We start from the raw sequence: 17,165 nt of genomic DNA on the forward strand, positions 1-17,165 counted from the left end.
CGCGAGCCCTGAATCTATTCATCGACTGTGATTGCCGCTCGATGGATTCCGGGTTCGCGCTACGCGCGCGCCGGAATGACGGAAAAAAACGTTAGTGACCTTGTTGCGCCGGCGCGGGCGGCCCGTACGCCTCGCCGTCCCTCGCCGCCTTTGGCTCGCGATCCCCCGCCAGCACGCGCTGCACGGAGACGAAGAACACCGGCACCATCAGCAGCGCCAGGATCACCACCGCAATCATGCCGCCCATCACGACGCTGCCGAGCGCCTGCTGGCTGGCGCCGCCGGCGCCATGGGCGATGGCCATCGGCAGCACGCCGCAGATGAAGGCGAGGCCGGTCATCAGGATCGGTCGAAAGCGCAGGCGGCAGGCCTCGATGGTGGCTTCCACCAGCGGCTTGCCCTCTTTGCGCAGATCCTTGGCGAACTCGATGATGAGGATCGCATCCTTTGCGGCAAGGCCGATGATCGTGATCAGGCCGACGGTGAAATAGACGTCGTTGGGCAGGCCGCGCAGCATCGCCGCGGTCACGGCACCGACGATGCCGAGCGGCACGGTGAGCAGCACCGCGAGCGGAATGGTCCAGCTCTCGTAGAGCGCGGCGAGACACAGGAACACCACGAACACCGAGAGCGCGAGCAGGAACGGCGCCTGCGAGCCCGACAGCTTTTCCTGCAGCGACTGGCCGGTCCATTCGTAGCCGAAGCCACGCGGCAGTTTTCCTGCGAGCCGCTCCATCTCGGCGATGGCGTCGCCCGAGGTGAAGCCGGGCCTCGCCTCGCCGGAGATACGCACCGCCGGATAATAGTTGAAGCCGGCGATCTGGGTCGGGCCGCGCGCCCATTCCACCGTGGCGAAGGACGAGAACGGCACGAGCTGGCCCCGGCTGTTCTTGACGTTGTAGTTGAGGATGTCCTCGGTGCGCATGCGGTCGCGGGCATCTGCCTGCACCACGACGCGCTGCATGCGGCCGCGGTTCGGGAAGTCGTTGATGTAGTTCGATCCGAGATTGGTCGAGATCGTGTTGTTGATGTCCTCGAAGGTGACGCCGAAGGCACCGGCCTTCTCGCGGTCTATCACGAGATTGACCACGCCGGCCTCGGGCAGGCCTTCGATATAGACCTTCTGCAGCACCGGGCTCGCATTGGCCTCGGCGATCAGCTGGTCGGCGGCGCGCATCAGGGCCGCATAGCCCTTCTGGCCGCGATCCTGCAGGCGGAACGAGAAGCCGGAGGAGTTGCCGAGATTGTCGATGGGCGGCGGCTGCAGCGCGGAGATTTTTGCGTCGCGGATCGACGACCCGAGATCGCGGTTGATGTCATTGACGATCGCAGCAGCCGACTCGTTCGGCCCGCGCTCCGACCAATCCTTCAAGGTAATGAACGCCTGTGCCGTGTTCATGCCCTGTCCGGAGAAGCTGAAGCCGGTGAGGAAGGTGACGTTGTCGACGCCGGGCCGCTGCGCGAGATATTTTTCGACCTTCTCGATCACCGCCTCGGTGCGGGCATAGGACGAATCCGACGGCGTCTGCACGTCGGTGGTGACGAAGCCCTGGTCGTCGATCGGCAGGAAGCCGCCGGGCAGGTTGATGAAGGCCCAGGACAGGCCGACCAGCAGCGCGGCATAGACCAGCATCAGGCGGCCGGTGCGCTTCAGCGAGAAGCCGACGGTGCGGGAATAGCGCTCCTTGCCGCCTTCAAGCATGCGGTTGAACCAGCCGAACACGCCCCGCTTCGCATGGCCGTGGCCCGCGGTAACAGGCTTGAGCAAGGTCGCGCACAGCGCCGGCGTCAGCGATAGCGCGAGGAAGGCGGAGAAGCCGATCGCGGCGACCATGGTCACCGAGAACTGGCGGTAGATGATGCCGACCGATCCCGGGAAGAACGCCATCGGCACGAACACCGCCATCAGCACCAGGGTGATGCCGATGATGGCGCCCGAAATCTGCGACATTGCCTTGCGCGTCGCCTCCTTCGGCGGCAGGCCTTCCTCGCTCATGATGCGCTCGACGTTCTCGACCACGACGATGGCGTCGTCGACGAGGATGCCGACCGCGAGCACCATGCCGAACATCGAGAGCATGTTGATGGAGTAACCGGCGAGCAACAGCGTGCTGCAGGCCCCCAGCAACGCCACCGGCACCACGATGGTGGGAATGATGGTGTAGCGGATGTTCTGGAGAAACAAGAACATCACCACGAACACCAGCACCACGGCTTCCAGCAGCGTCGTCAGCACCTTCTTGATCGAGGCCTCGACCACGGGCGTGATGTTGTAGGGGATCTCGTAAGAGATGTTGGCCGGGAAGAAGCGCGACAGCTCCTTCATCTTGGCCTCGACCGCGCTCGCCGTCGCCAGCGCATTGCCGGTCGGCGACATCAGCACGGAAAGACCGGCGGTCGGCTTGCCGTCGAGGCGGGTGTTGAATTGGTAGCTGAGGCCGCCGACCTCGATGCGCGCGACGTCACGCAGCCGCACGGTCGACCCGTCGGCATTGGCGCGCAGGATGATGGCACCGAACTCATCGGGAGACGAGAGCTGGCCCTTGACCAGCACCAGCGCGGAGGTGCGCTGGCTCGAGGTCGACGGCTCGGCGCCGATGCTGCCGGAGGCGACTTGCGCGTTCTGCGCGGCAATGGCCTTGTTGACGTCGTCGGCGGTCAGCCCGTAACCGACCAGCTTTGCGGGATCGACCCACACACGAAGACTGCGCTCGGTCGAATACAGCGTGGCGCGGCCGACGCCGGGAATGCGGCGGATCTCGCCGAGCACGTTGCGGATCATGAAGTCGCCGAGGCCGACCTCGTCCAGGCTGCCGTCGGTCGAGTTCAGCGTGATGATCTGCAGCACTGCGCTCGAGGCTTCCTCGATCAGGATGCCCTGCTGGATCACCGCGCGCGGCAGGCGCGCCTCGACCCGCTTGATGCGGTTCTGCACCTCGACCGAGGCCGCGCTGGTGTCTGTGCCCGGCACGAAATTCGCGATGATCTCGACCTGGCCGAGCGAGTCGCTGGTCGATTCGAAATTTAGGATGCCGGAGGCGCCGTTGAGCTCCTCCTCGATCAGCCGCGTGACGCTGTTGTAGAGGTTTTCCGGCGAAGCGCCGGGATAGCTGGTCGAGATCGAGATCGAGGGCGGCGCGATGATCGGATATTGCGCGATCGGCAGCAGCGGCACGGAGATCGCGCCGATCAGACAGATGAACAGCGCGACCACCCAGGCGAAGATCGGCCTGTCGATGAAGAAACTCGCCATTTTGCCGTATCGCCCTCGTTGTTTCGTTCAGGCTCGACGAAGTCAGGTTCGGCCGGTCGTCTAAGGTCCACCTCTCCCTTCGGGAGGTGTTCTCGGCCGCGCGAGCGTTACCGCGTCAGCTTCTGGGCGTGGCGGTCGTCTGCGGTCGCGTCCGCTTCCGACCAGGATTGCGGCTTGACCCTGTCGCCGGCCGCGAACTTCTGGAATCCCTCGACCACGACCTTGTCGCCGGCCTTCAGGCCTTCGGTGACGAACCAGAGTCCGTCCTGCACCGAGCCGGTGCGCACCGGCTGCACCGCGATGTGGTTGTCATCCTTGACGACGAAGACCTCGCTGCCGCCGCCGCCATTGCGCTGGATCGCCTGTTGCGGCACCGCGATAGCGTCGCTGTCGAGACCCTGGTCGATGCGGACGCGGACATACATGCCCGGCAGCAGCTCGCGCTTGGGATTGCGGAACTCGCCGCGCAGCGTCACCTGCCCGGTATGGGCGTCGACCTTGGCGTCGGAGAACAGCAGCTTGCCGTCGAGCGAATAGAGTGTGTTGTCGTCGAGCACGAGCCGCACCTTGGCGGCATCGGCCGCGATGCGCTCGAGATCGCCGCTCTCGAAGGCGCGGCGAAGCTGGTTGAGCTCGGTCACCGACTGGGTGAAGTCGGCATAGATCGGATCGAGCTGCTGGATGGTGGCAAGATTGGTCTCGTTCTGCACGGCGAGCGCGCCTTCGCTGACGAGGGCCGCACCGACGACGCCGTCGATCGGCGCGCGCACGGTGGCGTAGTCGAGGTTGAGCTTGGCGCGGGCGAGCTCGGCCTTGCGTCCCTCGACCTCGGCATGGGCCTGGCGTTCGGCGGCGATCGCCTTCTCGTTCTCGGCTTCCGGCGCCGCGCGATCCCTGGTGAGGGTGGCAATGCGGTGCGCCTGCTGCCTGGCCTGCATCAAGGCAGCCTCGGACTTGGCGACCGCCGCCTCGTTCGCCATCACCTCGACCTCGAACGGACGCGGATCGATGCGATAGAGCGGATCGCCGGCCTTGACCTCGCTGCCCTGGCGGAACAGACGTTCGACCACGATGCCGGAGACGCGCGGCCGCACGTCGGAGACGCGTGTCGGCGCGATCCGGCCCGGCAGCTCGCGCACCACGGCGCGCGGTTGCGGCTTGACGACGACGATGCTGACGTCAGGATCGGCGGGCGGAGCGGCAGAGACGGCCGAGCTCGTTTCCTCGCAAGCGGCGAGCAGCGGCGCAAGGGCCGCGAGCATCATTGCAACGCATGCCGATCGCGCGCGAAGTCCTGACATGAAGTGAAATGCCCCGATGTTGTTGACACTGGTCACGCGCGAGCCTGCCCATTCCGGGCGATTTGCGCGCGGCTGATGCCGTCAAAATAGAATGGACCTGCTGCGACGCAACGCATGCTGCGGGCGGCTCAATGTCACACGACCTATCGTGCTGACTTTTTGAGGCTTTTCGGGACTCACCGGATTGTGAGTCGGGTTCCACCAGCGGCTGCTGCGACAGAAAATCGCAATCGATCGGCGGCCTTCATCCGGTACTGGCTGACGCCCCATTCGGTTCCATCGGCATAGCCGAACAGGCCCGATGTCACCAGGAACAGCCAGCGCCAGCGCCGCATCCAAAGACCGGTGTCATCGCCGTAGACCTTGCGCAAGGCCGCCTCGATCGGCTCGCGACGCGCGTCGAAATTGACGAGCCAGTCATTGGCGGTGCGCTGATAGTGCGTTCCGCTCCAGCACCATTCCTTCTCGACCGTGAAGATGTCGTCGAACCGCCTGACGAGGTGATGGCTCGGCATCAGCCCGCCGGTGAAGACGTGCCGGACGATCCAGCCCTCGCGATCGCTCGGGCCGAACAGATGGGAGCCGGTGCGATGCGTGGCGATTTGCATGAAGCAGCGCCCCTCGGGCGCGAGCCACGAGCGCAGGCGCGTCATCAGCTTGCGCCAGTTCATCATGTGCTCGAACGTCTCGACGGAGACGATGCGATCGAACTGCCCATCGGGTGCGAACACGTTCATGTCCGCCGTGACCGCGCGCAGGTTCGACAACCCGCGCAGCCGCGCCTGCTCCTCGATCAGGGCGCGCTGCGCCCGCGAATTCGAGACCGCCGTGACCGCCGCGTTCGGAAACTGCCGCGCGATCCACAGCGACAGCGAGCCCCAGCCGCAGCCGAGCTCGAGGATGGCCTGGCCGTCGGCGAGACCGGCATGCTCGACGGTCTGGCGCAGCGCCTCCTCCTCCGCCTCCTGCAGGGTGGTCGCCTCGGTCCTGTAGAAGCAGCACGAGTATTTGCGGTTGGGGCCCAGCACCTCCGCGAAGAACGAAGCAGGCACCTCGTCAGCCCCGGCAGCCGCGCCCCCGGTGATCGGCCGCAGCAGCATCCGCCGGGCGATGCCAGCATCGTCGGCCGCATCAGGCGCGGCGAGACAGGTTGCGGTGCGGGAGCAGAGACGCTGGATCGCGGTCCGGATCACGACGTCAGGCAGCGGCACGCGTTCGGCAGTCCCGATGATCGCGGAAACGACGCTCATGCGACCACTCCCTTGGTCAGGTCTCGTGGGGCGGCAGAGGGAAGAACGGGCGGGTGCCGGCAACAGCCGGAGCAGCTACAGGGCAGCGGCGGCCTGCGGAAGTCGTGCAAATGTCACGTTATCAAAGCGCGTTTTCCGCTTCGGGTTCCGGCCTCTCCACGAAATCGGCTCATCCGGCGCTTTTTTTGGGCCGGGCCTGTGCCATAGTGCACCCCGCAATCACGTTCGTAACGGATGATACCGGCCATGCCGCCTGGCGCCTCGCCCCGCTCCCCCATGGACATCGAATACACGAAACTGTCCTCCCCCAGCGTGTTCCTGGTGCGGATGCTGGTCTTCCTGGTGCTCTGCACCCTGGTCGGCGTGGTGCTATATAAGCAGATCATCCAGGCCTTCTTCGCCAATCCCGGGCTCAACGCCCTGATCGGCGGCGTCCTGTTCATCGGCATCATCCTGGCCTTCCGCCAGGTGATCCGGCTCTACCCTGAAGTGTCCTGGGTCAACAATTTCCGCATCGCCGACCCTGGCCTTGCGCCTGCCCGCCACCCGAAACTGCTGGCGCCGATGGCGATGATCCTGGGCGGCGAGCGCACCGGGCGGATGACCATCACCCAGACCACCATGCGGCACCTGCTCGATTCCATCGCGACTCGCCTCGACGAGGCCCGCGACATCTCCCGCTACATGACCGGCCTCCTGGTCTTCCTCGGCCTGCTCGGCACCTTCTGGGGCCTGATCGAGACGGTCGGCTCGGTCGGCAAGGTGATCGACGGCCTCAAGGTCGGCAGCGATTCCGGCGCCCTGTTCGACACGCTGAAGGAAGGGCTTGCCGCCCCGCTCGGCGGCATGGGCATCTCGTTCTCGAGCTCGCTGTTCGGCCTCGCCGGCTCGCTGATCCTCGGCTTCCTCGATCTGCAATCGAGCCAGGCGCAGAACCGCTTCTACACCGACCTGGAGGACTGGCTCGCCACCACCGTGCGCGAATATGGCCGCGGCGAGGTGCCTGTCGCCGCCGCCGGCGGCGCGGTTGCCAGCGGCGAGCTTCAGGCCGCGGTCGAGCGACTGCGCTCCGTGCTCGAGGAAGGCAGCGCCAGCCGCGGCACCACGGCGGCGATGGCGAGCCTTGCCGAGGCGATCCAGGCGCTGGTCTCGCACATGCGCACCGAGCAGCAGATGATCCGCGAATGGGCCGACGGCCAGGGCGAGCAGAACCGCGAGATCCGGCGCCTCCTGGAACGGATCGCGCGCCAGCCGGAGAAGGGCTAGCGACATGGCACTAGCCCGCGGCCGCCGCAGCGAAGGCGGCTTCAACTACTGGCCCGGCTTCGTCGACGCGCTGTCGACGCTGGTGCTGTCGATCGTGTTCCTGCTCTCGGTGTTCCTGGTGGTGCAGTTCTTCCTGTCGCAGGAGGTGACCGGCAAGGACAAGGCGCTGGAGCAGCTCAACGCCAAGATCGCCCAGCTCAACGAGCTGCTGTCGCTGGAGAAGCTCGGCAAGCTCACCCTCGACGACCAGGTCTCGCAGCTGAGGGCCGGGCTCGCCTCGGCCGAGTCCGAGCGCGACCGCATCAAGGGCCTCTATGAGGGCTTAGCTGCCGCTGGCAACGACGCGCAAGGAAAGACCGCCGAGCTCGGCAAGGCGCTCGACTCCGAGAAAGCGGTTTCGGCGCGGGCACTGGCGCAGATCGAGGTGCTGAACCAGCAGATCAGTGCGCTGCGGCGGCAATTGGCGGCGCTGGAAGAGGCGCTCGATGCCTCCGAGAAGCGCGACAAGGAATCGCAGAATCGAATTGCCGATCTGGGCTCTCGCCTGAATGTCGCGCTGGCGCAGCGCGTGCAGGAATTGTCGCGCTACCGCTCCGAGTTCTTCGGCCGCCTGCGCGCCATCCTCGGCAACCGCCCCGACATCCGCGTCGTCGGCGACCGCTTCGTATTCCAGTCCGAAGTGTTCTTCGACACCGGACAGGCGACGCTGCTGCCGGAAGGCCGCGCCGAGCTCGACACCGTGGCGAACGCGTTGATCGAGCTCGACAAGAAGATTCCGAGCGAGATCGCCTGGGTGCTGCGCGTCGACGGTCACACCGACGTGCGGCCGGTGAGCGGCGCGAACTTCAAGTCGAACTGGGACCTCTCCGCCGCCCGCGCCATCTCGGTGGTGCAATATCTGATCTCGCTCGGCGTGCCCGCCCAGCGCCTCGTCGCCGCCGGCTTCGGCGAATTCCAGCCGCTCGACGCCGGCAACACGGAAGAGGCCTTCAAGCGCAACCGCCGCATCGAGCTGAAGCTGACGGAGCGGTAGTGAGCGCGCTCCACATCCGCCCCTACCGCCCCGAGGACGAAGCCGCCTCGATCGACCTGTGGCATCGCACCTGGCAGCAGGCCTATCCGCAGATCGACTTTGCCGCGCGGCTGGAATGGTGGCGCGAGCGTTGGCGCAAGGATCTGGTGCCGAAGGCCCAGGTCGTGGTCGCCGAACAGGGCGGCGTGCTGACCGGCTTCGTCACCATCGACCACGAGGGTTATCTCGACCAGCTCGTGGTCGATCCCGCGCATTGGGGCTCGGATGCGGCGCGGCTGCTGGTGGACGAGGCCAAGCGGCTGTCGCCGTCGGGCGTCACGCTGCTCGTCAACAAGGACAATGCCCGTGCCATCCGCTTCTACGAGCGCAACGGCTTTGCCCATGCCGGCGACGACGTGAACCCGACCTCGGGCCGGCCGGTGCTGAAGATGATGTGGCGGGCGTGAGGCCTGTCACTTAGGGATCCCGCGGCGCCGGTTATTCGTTGTCTCAGGCACGACAAGCCGATGGAGACGATCGATGAAGCTGAACGAGCTGGCGAAGGGCTCCTCGGTGATGCTGGGCGTCATCGTCGCCGGATTTTTATCGACGACCTATGTCGACCAGCACTTTCCAACATCGAGCGCCCCTGCGCAGACGAACGGCGCGGGGACATCAGCCTGCGTGGGCGCGGACGGAAGCTGGAAGAACTGGCCGTGGCCGAACGTGCCGGCGCTGTCGCCGAAGTGCCGGTAAGCCCGCTGGGATGCTCTCCCCGCTGTGGCGCGAAGCTCTCTCCACACGTCATTGCGGGGAGCCCTTGCGACGAAGCAATCAGAATCCCTCCGCAGAGGCATTCTGGATTGCTTCGCTTCGCTCGCAATGACGAGATTGTGGGACGCGCTCGGAACACTCTTACTGTCGCGAGTGCGGTTCCGTTTTGAAGCGCCTCACGCCCCCTCGAACTGCAGCCTCGCCAGCCTCGCATAGAGCCCGTTCGCAGCCACGAGCTCGGCATGCGTGCCCTGCTCGACGATCTTGCCGTGGTCCATCACCAGGATGCGGTCGCAGGACAGGACGGTGGCGAGGCGATGGGCGATCACCAGCGTGGTACGGTGGCGCATCAACTCTTCCAGCGCGGTCTGCACCAGCGTCTCGCTTTCGGCATCGAGCGCGGAGGTGGCTTCATCGAGCAGCAGGAGCGGCGCGTCGCGCAGGATGGCGCGGGCGATCGCGATGCGCTGACGCTGGCCGCCTGACAGCGTCACGCCGCGCTCGCCGAGCGGGGTGTCGAAGCCTTCGGGCAGGCGGCGGATGAATTCGGCGGCGTGCGCGAGTTCGGCGGCGCGCTCGACCTCGGCGTCGGTCGCATCGGGCCGGCCGAAGCGGATGTTCTCGCGGGCGCTTGCGGCGAACACGTTGGATTCCTGCGGCACCAGCGCGATGCGCGAGCGGAAATCGCGGGGATCGGCGGACTTCACCGGCACGCCGTCGAGCGAGATCGCGCCATTGCGCGGATCGTAGAAGCGCAGCAGCAGATGGAAGATCGTGCTCTTGCCGGCGCCGGAGGGACCGACGATCGCGACCTTCTCGCCCGGCCGCACGGTGAACGACACCGCGTCGAGCACGTTGACTTCGGGCCGCGCGGGGTAAGCAAAGCTGACGCGGTCGAAGCCGACCTCGCCGCGCGGCGGCACCGGCAAAGCGCGCGGTGCAGCGGGCGCTGCGATCTCGGGCTGCACGTGCAAGATCTCGAACAGGCGCTCGGCCGCGCCCGAGGCGGCCGACACCTCGCCCCAGACCTCGCTGAGCTGGCCGAGGCCCGCGGCGGCAAAGGCCGCATAGAGCACGAACTGGCCGAGCCGGCCGGGCGTGATGGTCCCGGTGAGCACATCATGCGAGCCGATCCAGAGGATCGCGACCACGCTCGCAAACACGATGAAGATGATGATCGCGGTGAGCACGGCGCGGGCCTGGGTCGAGGTGCGGGCGGCCTCATAGGCCTGCTCGACCTCGCCGCCGAAACGCTTCTCGGCAAAATTCTCGCTGGTATAGGCCTGCACGGTGCGGATCGCGCCGACCAGCTCGCCCGCATAGGCGGAGGCATCAGCGAGCGTGTCCTGCGCATTCCGCGAGAGCCGGCGCACCCAGCGGCCGAAGGCGACCAGCGGCAGCACGATCAGCGGAATGGCGAGCAGCACGAAGCCAGACAGCTTGGGACTGGTGATCACCATCATCGCGGCGGCGCCGAAGAACATCATCAGGTTGCGCAGCGCGATCGACACGGAGGCGCCGACGGCGGACTTGATCTGGGTGGTGTCGGCGGTCAGGCGCGAGATCAATTCGCCGCTGCGCGCGGAATCGAAAAAGGAGGGCGACAGCGACAACAGATGCGCGAACACGTCACGCCTGAGATCGGCGACGATGCGCTCGCCGATCGTCATCACGAGGTAGTAGCGCGCCGCGCTCGCCAGCGCGAGCACGGCGACGACGGCGATCATCACCGAGAAGTAGCTGTTGATCAGCTCGATGCCCTCGGGCGTCAGGCCGAAATCGATCATCCGGCGCACCGCCACCGGCACCAGCAGCGTCGTCAGCGCCGCGATCGTGAGCGCGACAAAGGCGAGCGCGGCCCGGCCGCGATAGCGGCTCACATAGGGCGCGAGCGCCAGCAGCGGCCGCAGCTTCGCGCGCCCCTTGGCGGGCTGCTCGATCAGCTCGACCTCGATCGACGTGGTATCTGCCGGCGCGGCGTCGCGCCCGTCGCGGTACTGGTCGTCAAGCCGTTCCACTGCGCTCATGCGATCGGACCCAAGGAGACAATTCTCCCCACATAGGCCGGAGCAGGAGGAGTGGCAAATCCGGGATGTCCCTTAGGGACCGGCCCGGTTCTCCAGTCTCCACAATGGCTTGTTTTAGAGGGACCTGTGGGGTATAGAGCCGCCCAAATCCGTCATCGATCATCACTCTAGCGATAGGCGCAGGGCGCCGAGGAATTGCCATGAAAGCCGAAATTCACCCGAATTATCATACGATTACGGTCGTGATGACCGACGGAACCGAGTACCAGACCCGCTCGACCTGGGGCAAGGAAGGCGACAAGCTGCACCTCGACATCGACCCGAAGTCGCACCCGGCCTGGACCGGCGGCTCCGCCCAGATCATGGACCGCGGCGGCCGCGTCTCGCGCTTCCAGAAGAAGTTTTCGGGCTTTCTCAAAAAGGATTGATCCGGCCCACAAGGCCGGAGACGAAAAACGCCCCCGGAAAGCCGGGGGCGTTTTTGTTTCGGGGTTGCCGTCATTGCGAGGAGCGCTTGCGAGGAAGCAAATTCAGACTGCCTCTGCGGAGAGATTCTGGATCGCTGCGCTTCGCTCGCAATGACGGCAGGTAGACCTTACCGCTCGAACGCGGCCTTGAGCGCGTTGAGGTGCGGGACCAGCGGGTTGCCGATGGCGACGTGTTCGGCCGGCGGGGTGTGGATCGAGGTATCGAGGCGGCGCACGCGGGTCTGCAGGCTCATCGAGCGATGAATCAACTCCTGGAGCTGCGAGGGCAGCTTCTCGATGGTGTCGGCCGGGCCCGGATCGGCGGCAGTGAGCTTGACCTTGGTTTTCTCGCGATTGGCCTGCACCAGCGTCATCTCGCCTTCCTTCACCGCGCGGTGCAGCAGCAGCCAGGAGGCGAGCTGCATCAGGCGAGTGGTCAGGCGCATGCTCTCGGTTGCGTAGGTGAGGCTGACGGCACGATCGAGCGCCTTGGCCTCGACGCGGCCGGCGCCGTCGAGATAGGCCGCGGTCTCCTCGACGAGATCCATACCCTCGCGGAACAGGGCGCCGAACGCCGCAGAATTGGTGAACCGCTCACTGAGTTGAACGAGAGCACCTTCGGCTTGCAAACGTTCCATGGTTAACGCCCCTTACGCAACTGTTTACCCGTCCGGTTTTGGCGCCGGATCATGATGAACAAATCATTGCGCGGGCGAGACGCGGAGTCCAGCGACAAGCGCGGATATGGTTTCCGCGGGTCATTCCTCGGAATTCAGCCGAAGGGAGGCGCAAAAAAAGAGCCGCCGGAGACCGGCGGCTTTGAAAGTTGATAACAGGGAGGCGTCAAACAGAGTGGACAGGAGCCACTCGGTGTCCAAACAAGGACAGTTGCAGTCATAAACCCGAAAGCTTAATCGACGGTAAACGAGCTAATTTTTTCGGATTTCGTTAGCCATGTCAGCCAGTGGCCGAGTGCGGTGCGGAACAAAACTCGCCGCGTCGCACCGAGCCCGCGACACGTTCCGCTCTCGTCTAGACCCTCATGGTGAGGAACGCGCTCTTCGCGCGCGTCTCGAACCATGCAGGGCCTCAGGATTAGGACTGCACGTCTGGTGGCGACTTACGACTTGAAGAAACTGTTCGCCGCATCGCGCGAGGCGCGCTTCTTGGTGGCGGCTTCTTCCAGTCTGGCGATCTCGGTCTTCAGGAGAGCGACGCGCTCGGTCAGTTCCTCCACGGACAAGAGTGAGAGATCCTGTCCGATTTCGTGCGTGACCTTCTTGCGCGGGCGGTCGTCGTCTTCGATCGGCATCGTCGTTCCTCCTGCGTTCGCGTCGCACAGCGCTGAGGCGGTTGCCAGCTTGGGCCGCGCTGGCTAAGCAAGGGCCTCGTTCCTCCCGCACTTTTGCCCAAGGACACATCATGGACAAGCTGCCCGCGCAAATGACCGTGGTCGCCATCTCCACACCGGGCGGACCGGAGGTGCTGGTGCCGGAACAACGCAGCATTCCGCAGCCTGGTCCGGACGAGATCCTGGTCAAGGTGATGGCTGCCGGGGTCAACCGGCCCGACGTGGCGCAGCGCTCCGGCGCCTATCCGCCACCGCCCGGCGCCAGCGACCTGCCCGGCCTGGAAATCGCAGGCGAAGTGGTCGCGGTCGGCAGCAACGCCAAGCGGCACAAGATCGGCGACAAGGTGATGTCCCTCGTCGCCGGTGGCGGCTATGCGCAGTACTGCATCGCCCAGGACGCCCAGGCAATGAGCGTGCCGCCTTCCCTGTCGATCAAGGAGGCTGGCGCGCTGCCGGAAACCCTGATGACGGTCTGGCACAACGTGTTCGAGCGCGGCGGGCTCAAAGCGGGCGAGACGCTGCTGATTCATGGCGGCTCCTCCGGCATCGGCACCATGGCGATCAAGCTCGCGAAGGCGTTCGGCGCGAAGGTGTTCGTCACCGTGGGATCGCAAGACAAGATCGAGGCCTGCCTCAAGCTCGGCGCCGACCGTGCCATCAACTACAAGACCGAAGACTTCGTCACCGTCGTGAAGGAAGAGACCAACAAGCTCGGCGTCAACCTGATCCTCGACATGGTCGCCGGCGACTACGTCGACCGCAACTATGATGCCGCCGCGATTGACGGCCGCATCGTGCAGATCGCGACCCTCAACGGCCCCAAGATCACAGCCAACATCGCCAAGGTGATGGTCAAGCGCCTGACCCATACCGGCTCGACGCTGCGCCCCCGTAGTAATGCGGACAAGGCGGCGATGGTGGCCGCAATCGAACAGAAAGTGATGCCGCTTCTGCGCGAAGGCCGCGTCAAACCGCTGATGGACAGCACTTTCCCGCTGGAAAAGGCAGCCGACGCGCACCGGCGCATGGAGACAAGCGCACATATTGGCAAAATTGTGTTGGAGGTCTAGGCCAGCGGCCCACAGGACACGCCGGAAACCCTTTGATTTTCCTCGCTTTCGTGGCATCTATCGCGACGCACCGAACCAATTCCGTCCGGTGTGAAATCGTCTTCCACCGAAGAGTTGCGTCGAACGCGGAGAACTGACCTTGCGTCTGATCAGGTGCCTCGCGCCCATCGCGCTGGGCCTCATGATTCTTGTCGCCGCGTACCCTGCGCGCGCGCTCGACGCCGTCAGCGTCCGCGGTGACGCGCCCGCGATCGACCTCACCGGCGTGCTCGAGCATCAGCGCAGCGATGCCGACCGCATCCAGGTGTCGACCGCGCCCGGCACCGACGGCATCGTCCGCCGCATCGAGGTACGCGCCCGCGAGGGCGGCCAGAACTGGGTGGTGTTCGCGCTCGCCAACAACACCGACGACCAGCTCGACCGCCTGATCGTCGCGCCGCATTACCGCATCGTCTCCTCGGGATTGCTCTGGCCCGACCTCGGCCTGTCGCGCATCGCGACCATCACGCCTTCGATCGGCGACCGGCCCGAACGTCAGGAAAGCGCAACCGCGGACGTCTTCCGCATCACGCTCGATCCCGGCGCCGTCGTCACCTTCGTCGCGGAGTTGCGCACCGACAAGCTGCCGCAGCTCTATCTGTGGGAGCCCGAGTCCTACAAGGACAAGGTCAACTCGTTCACGCTGTACCAGGGCATTGTGATCGGCATCTCCGGCCTGCTGGCGCTGGTGCTGACCATCCTGTTCGTTGTGAAGGGCAGCATCATGTTCCCGGCCGCCGCGGCGCTGGCCTGGGCGGTGCTGGTCTATATCGGCGTCGATTTCGGCTTCTGGGGCAAGGTGCTCGACATGTCGAACAACGCCGAGCGCATCTGGCGCGCGGCGGGCGAAGCGATCCTCGCGGCAACGCTGCTGGTGTTCCTGTTCGCCTATCTGAACCTCAGCCGCTGGCATGTGCGCTATTCGCACATCACGGTGGGCTGGCTCGCGTTCCTCGGATCTCTCGTCGCGCTCGCCTTGTTCGATCCCGCGGTCGCCTCCGGCATCGCCCGCATATCGCTGGTGCTGATCGCCTTCGCCGGCTTCGCGCTGATCGTCTATCTCTCGACCCACGGTTTCGACCGCGCCGTGCTGCTGATCCCGACCTGGTTCCTCCTCGTGGTCTGGGTGGTCGCGGCCGGCATGACGGTCGCGGGCTCCGTCACCAACGACATCGTCGGCCCGGCCCTGCTCGGGGGCCTCGTGCTGATCGTGATGCTGATCGGCTTCACCGTGATGCAGCACGCCTTTGCCGGCGGCGGCGCCACCACCGGCGTCGTCTCCGACATCGAGCGGCGCGCCCTGGCGCTGGCCGGCTCCGGCGATCTGATCTGGGACTGGGACGTCTCCGCCGACAAGGTCTTCACCAGCCCGGAGACCGAAGCCCTGCTCGGCCTCAAGCGCGGCACGCTGGAAGGCCCGGCCGCCTCTTGGCTGGAGGTGCTGCATCCGCTCGACCAGGACCGCTTCCGCGCCGCGCTCGACAGCGTGCTCGACCAGCGCCGCGGCCGCCTGGTGCAGGATTTCCGCCTGCGCACCCCCGACGGCCATTTCATGTGGTTCGCGCTGAAGGCGCGCCCGGTGGTCGGCTCCGACGGCGAGGTCTCGCGCGTGGTCGGCACCCTCACCGACGTCACCGAGCTGCGCAACGCCGAGGAGCGCCTGCTGCACGATTCCGTGCATGACAATCTCACCGGCCTGCCCAACCGCAAGCTTTTCATGGACCGGCTCGGGGCGGTCGCAAACTTCGCAAAGACCATGCCGACGCTACGGCCGACGCTGATGGTGATCGACCTCGACCGCTTCAAGCAGGTCAACGATTCCGTCGGCATCGCCGTCGGCGATTCCATCCTGCTGACGCTCGCCCGCCGCCTCACCCGCATCCTGAAGCCGCAGGACACGCTGGCGCGGCTTGCCGGCGACCAGTTCGGCCTGATCCTGCTGTCGGAGCAGGATCCGGCGCGGATCACCAATTTCGCCGAGACCATCCGCAAGACCATCCGCGCGCCGATCGCCTTCAACGACCGCGAGATCTTCCTGACCGCCTCGATCGGCCTTGCGCTGTCCGATCCGCAAACGCAGCTGACCGACGAGATCATCAAGGACGCCGAGCTTGCGATGTATCATTCCAAGCGCATCGGCGGCGACCGCATCGACGTCTACAAGCCGGCGATGCGCGCGCGAAAGACCGACCGTCTGACGCTGGAAAGCGAACTGCGCCGCGCCATCGAGCGGCAGGAGATCACGATCCTGTACCAGCCGATCGTGCAGCTGGAGGACCGCTCCGTCGCCGGCTTCGAGGCGCTGGCGCGCTGGGATCATCCCAAGCTCGGACGCATGGCGCCGTCGGAGTTCATCTCGATCGCGGAAGAGACCGGGCTGATCGTCGACCTCGGCATGTTCGTGCTCGACCAGACCGCGAAGCAGCTTTCGGTGTGGCAGCGCGCGATGCGCTCGCGCGAGCCGATCTTCGCCTCCGTCAACGTCTCCTCACGGCAGCTGCTGCGCCACGACCTGATCCACGACATCCGCACCGTGCTGTCGCGCTCCTCGGTGGCGCGCGGCACGCTCAAGCTCGAACTGACGGAATCGCTGGTGATGGAGAACCCGGAGCACGCCGCGCAGATGCTGACGCGCATCCGCGAGCTCGGCACCGGCCTGTCGCTGGACGATTTCGGCACCGGCCATTCCTCGCTGGCCTATCTGCAGCGCTTCCCGTTCGACACCATCAAGATCGACCAGTCCTTCGTGCGCACCACCAACCGCGGCACCCGGCCGGTGATCCTGAAGTCGATCATCGCGCTCGCGCACGATCTCGGCATGGACGTCGTCGCCGAAGGCGCCGAGACCGATTCCGATGCGGTCGAGCTCTACCAGATGGGCTGCGAATACGCGCAAGGCTTTGCCTTCGGCGAGCCGATGGACGCTGATGCGGCGATGCGCCTGCTGACCGAGGTCCGGCTGGAAGCGGCGAGCTAAGCAGCCTCCCTCTCCCCTGGGGGGCTGCCCGCGAAGCCACGGGGTGAGGCGCCGATGAGGCCGGGCTTGATCCAGATCAATGGACCGCTGCCCAACCGCCGCGAAAAATGGCGCGCAGCATTCGATCCAGAACGGCTTTCGTCATCGAGGTCGTTGGGCTCGCCACCGTCGTTCTCGGCGTTCCTACACCTCAAGCGCAACGGCTGGCATGAGCAGACCAAGCGCGTCCTTCTCAGGAGTTACGGATGACCCGGCACCTTCTCCACGCGATCACCCTCATAGGCACCGCTATGTTCCTCGTCCCCTCGGCCGAAGCAGTGACGGCTGCACGATGCGAGGATCGAGGCGCAAACTGCATCGGCACGTGTGCCGACTACA

13 protein-coding genes are annotated in these 17,165 nt (G+C 65.8%); 7 read left to right on the forward strand and 6 right to left on the reverse strand.

The features are described from left to right. Positions 1-91 precede the first annotated feature (91 nt). The 3 genes from ACNJYB_RS32120 to ACNJYB_RS32130 form a co-directional block, all read right to left on the reverse strand. Positions 92-3,253 carry a multidrug efflux RND transporter permease subunit gene (locus ACNJYB_RS32120; RefSeq protein ID WP_439370519.1) on the reverse strand — a complete coding sequence of 1,054 codons (3,162 nt, stop codon included), beginning with the start codon at positions 3,251-3,253 and terminating at the stop codon, positions 92-94. A 107-nt stretch (positions 3,254-3,360) separates the two neighbouring features. Then, positions 3,361-4,554, reverse strand: a complete 1,194-nt coding sequence (locus ACNJYB_RS32125) for an efflux RND transporter periplasmic adaptor subunit (protein ID WP_439370520.1) — start codon at positions 4,552-4,554, stop codon at positions 3,361-3,363. Between the two features lie 176 nt (positions 4,555-4,730). Continuing rightward, positions 4,731-5,804, reverse strand: a complete 1,074-nt coding sequence (locus tag ACNJYB_RS32130; RefSeq protein ID WP_439370521.1) for an SAM-dependent methyltransferase — start codon at positions 5,802-5,804, stop codon at positions 4,731-4,733. A 246-nt stretch (positions 5,805-6,050) separates the two neighbouring features. Here ACNJYB_RS32130 and ACNJYB_RS32135 point away from each other — a divergent pair, with 246 nt between their 5' ends. The 4 genes from ACNJYB_RS32135 (at position 6,051) to ACNJYB_RS32150 (ending at position 8,838) form a co-directional block, all read left to right on the forward strand. After that, positions 6,051-7,070 carry a flagellar motor protein MotA gene (locus ACNJYB_RS32135; RefSeq protein ID WP_439370522.1) on the forward strand — a complete coding sequence of 340 codons (1,020 nt, stop codon included), beginning with the start codon at positions 6,051-6,053 and terminating at the stop codon, positions 7,068-7,070. 4 nt (positions 7,071-7,074) lie between these two features. Next, positions 7,075-8,103 (forward strand): peptidoglycan -binding protein, encoded by a 1,029-nt coding sequence (locus ACNJYB_RS32140; RefSeq protein ID WP_439370523.1) that lies wholly within the window; start codon positions 7,075-7,077, stop codon positions 8,101-8,103. Next, a complete protein-coding gene (locus ACNJYB_RS32145; RefSeq protein WP_439370524.1) occupies positions 8,103-8,549 on the forward strand; it encodes a GNAT family N-acetyltransferase in 447 nt (148 codons plus the stop codon). Before ACNJYB_RS32140 ends, ACNJYB_RS32145 begins: the two co-directional genes overlap by 1 nt. Positions 8,550-8,622: 73 nt before the next feature. Next, a complete protein-coding gene (locus ACNJYB_RS32150) occupies positions 8,623-8,838 on the forward strand; it encodes a hypothetical protein (RefSeq protein WP_439370525.1) in 216 nt (71 codons plus the stop codon). Between the two features lie 194 nt (positions 8,839-9,032). Here the strand turns inward: ACNJYB_RS32150 and ACNJYB_RS32155 are convergent, their stop codons facing one another. Next, complete coding sequence (locus tag ACNJYB_RS32155) at positions 9,033-10,883, reverse strand: ABC transporter ATP-binding protein/permease (protein ID WP_439370526.1); 1,851 nt, start codon at positions 10,881-10,883, stop codon at positions 9,033-9,035. Between the two features lie 200 nt (positions 10,884-11,083). Between ACNJYB_RS32155 and rpmE the strand changes: the two genes are divergently transcribed. Then, entirely contained in the window at positions 11,084-11,311 is a 228-nt protein-coding gene (rpmE, locus tag ACNJYB_RS32160) for a 50S ribosomal protein L31 (RefSeq protein ID WP_027553890.1), read from the forward strand. Between the two features lie 167 nt (positions 11,312-11,478). On the opposite strand, the gene rcdA is transcribed toward rpmE, so the two are convergent. After that, entirely contained in the window at positions 11,479-11,988 is a 510-nt protein-coding gene (gene rcdA, locus ACNJYB_RS32165) for a protease adaptor protein RcdA (protein WP_439370527.1), read from the reverse strand. A 482-nt stretch (positions 11,989-12,470) separates the two neighbouring features. Next, entirely contained in the window at positions 12,471-12,662 is a 192-nt protein-coding gene (locus ACNJYB_RS32170) for a DUF1192 domain-containing protein (protein ID WP_018646675.1), read from the reverse strand. A 110-nt stretch (positions 12,663-12,772) separates the two neighbouring features. On the opposite strand from ACNJYB_RS32170, the gene ACNJYB_RS32175 reads away from it, so the two are divergent. Both ACNJYB_RS32175 and ACNJYB_RS32180 read left to right on the forward strand, forming a co-directional pair. Continuing rightward, the gene (locus tag ACNJYB_RS32175) at positions 12,773-13,771 is read left to right on the forward strand and encodes an NAD(P)H-quinone oxidoreductase (protein ID WP_439370528.1); all 999 of its coding nucleotides are present in this window, start codon (positions 12,773-12,775) and stop codon (positions 13,769-13,771) included. A 139-nt stretch (positions 13,772-13,910) separates the two neighbouring features. After that, entirely contained in the window at positions 13,911-16,787 is a 2,877-nt protein-coding gene (locus ACNJYB_RS32180) for an EAL domain-containing protein (protein WP_439370529.1), read from the forward strand. The last annotated feature ends 378 nt before the right edge of the window (positions 16,788-17,165 follow it).

It is taken from the genome of Bradyrhizobium sp. SMVTL-02 (assembly GCF_051853005.1).
Lineage (GTDB): Bacteria > Pseudomonadota > Alphaproteobacteria > Rhizobiales > Xanthobacteraceae > Bradyrhizobium.

Excerpts from the sequence above, each read along its gene's own strand:
- ACNJYB_RS32130 (WP_439370521.1), bottom strand. The coding sequence starts at position 5,804 with ATGAGCGTCGTTTCCGCGATCATCGGGACTGCCGAACGCGTGCCGCTG.
- rpmE (WP_027553890.1), top strand. The coding sequence starts at position 11,084 with ATGAAAGCCGAAATTCACCCGAATTATCATACGATTACGGTCGTGATG.
- ACNJYB_RS32125 (WP_439370520.1), bottom strand. The coding sequence starts at position 4,554 with ATGTCAGGACTTCGCGCGCGATCGGCATGCGTTGCAATGATGCTCGCG.
- ACNJYB_RS32170 (WP_018646675.1), bottom strand. The coding sequence starts at position 12,662 with ATGCCGATCGAAGACGACGACCGCCCGCGCAAGAAGGTCACGCACGAA.
- ACNJYB_RS32150 (WP_439370525.1), top strand. The coding sequence starts at position 8,623 with ATGAAGCTGAACGAGCTGGCGAAGGGCTCCTCGGTGATGCTGGGCGTC.
- rcdA (WP_439370527.1), bottom strand. The coding sequence starts at position 11,988 with ATGGAACGTTTGCAAGCCGAAGGTGCTCTCGTTCAACTCAGTGAGCGG.
- ACNJYB_RS32120 (WP_439370519.1), bottom strand. The coding sequence starts at position 3,253 with ATGGCGAGTTTCTTCATCGACAGGCCGATCTTCGCCTGGGTGGTCGCG.
- ACNJYB_RS32135 (WP_439370522.1), top strand. The coding sequence starts at position 6,051 with ATGCCGCCTGGCGCCTCGCCCCGCTCCCCCATGGACATCGAATACACG.
- ACNJYB_RS32140 (WP_439370523.1), top strand. The coding sequence starts at position 7,075 with ATGGCACTAGCCCGCGGCCGCCGCAGCGAAGGCGGCTTCAACTACTGG.
- ACNJYB_RS32155 (WP_439370526.1), bottom strand. The coding sequence starts at position 10,883 with ATGAGCGCAGTGGAACGGCTTGACGACCAGTACCGCGACGGGCGCGAC.
- ACNJYB_RS32175 (WP_439370528.1), top strand. The coding sequence starts at position 12,773 with ATGGACAAGCTGCCCGCGCAAATGACCGTGGTCGCCATCTCCACACCG.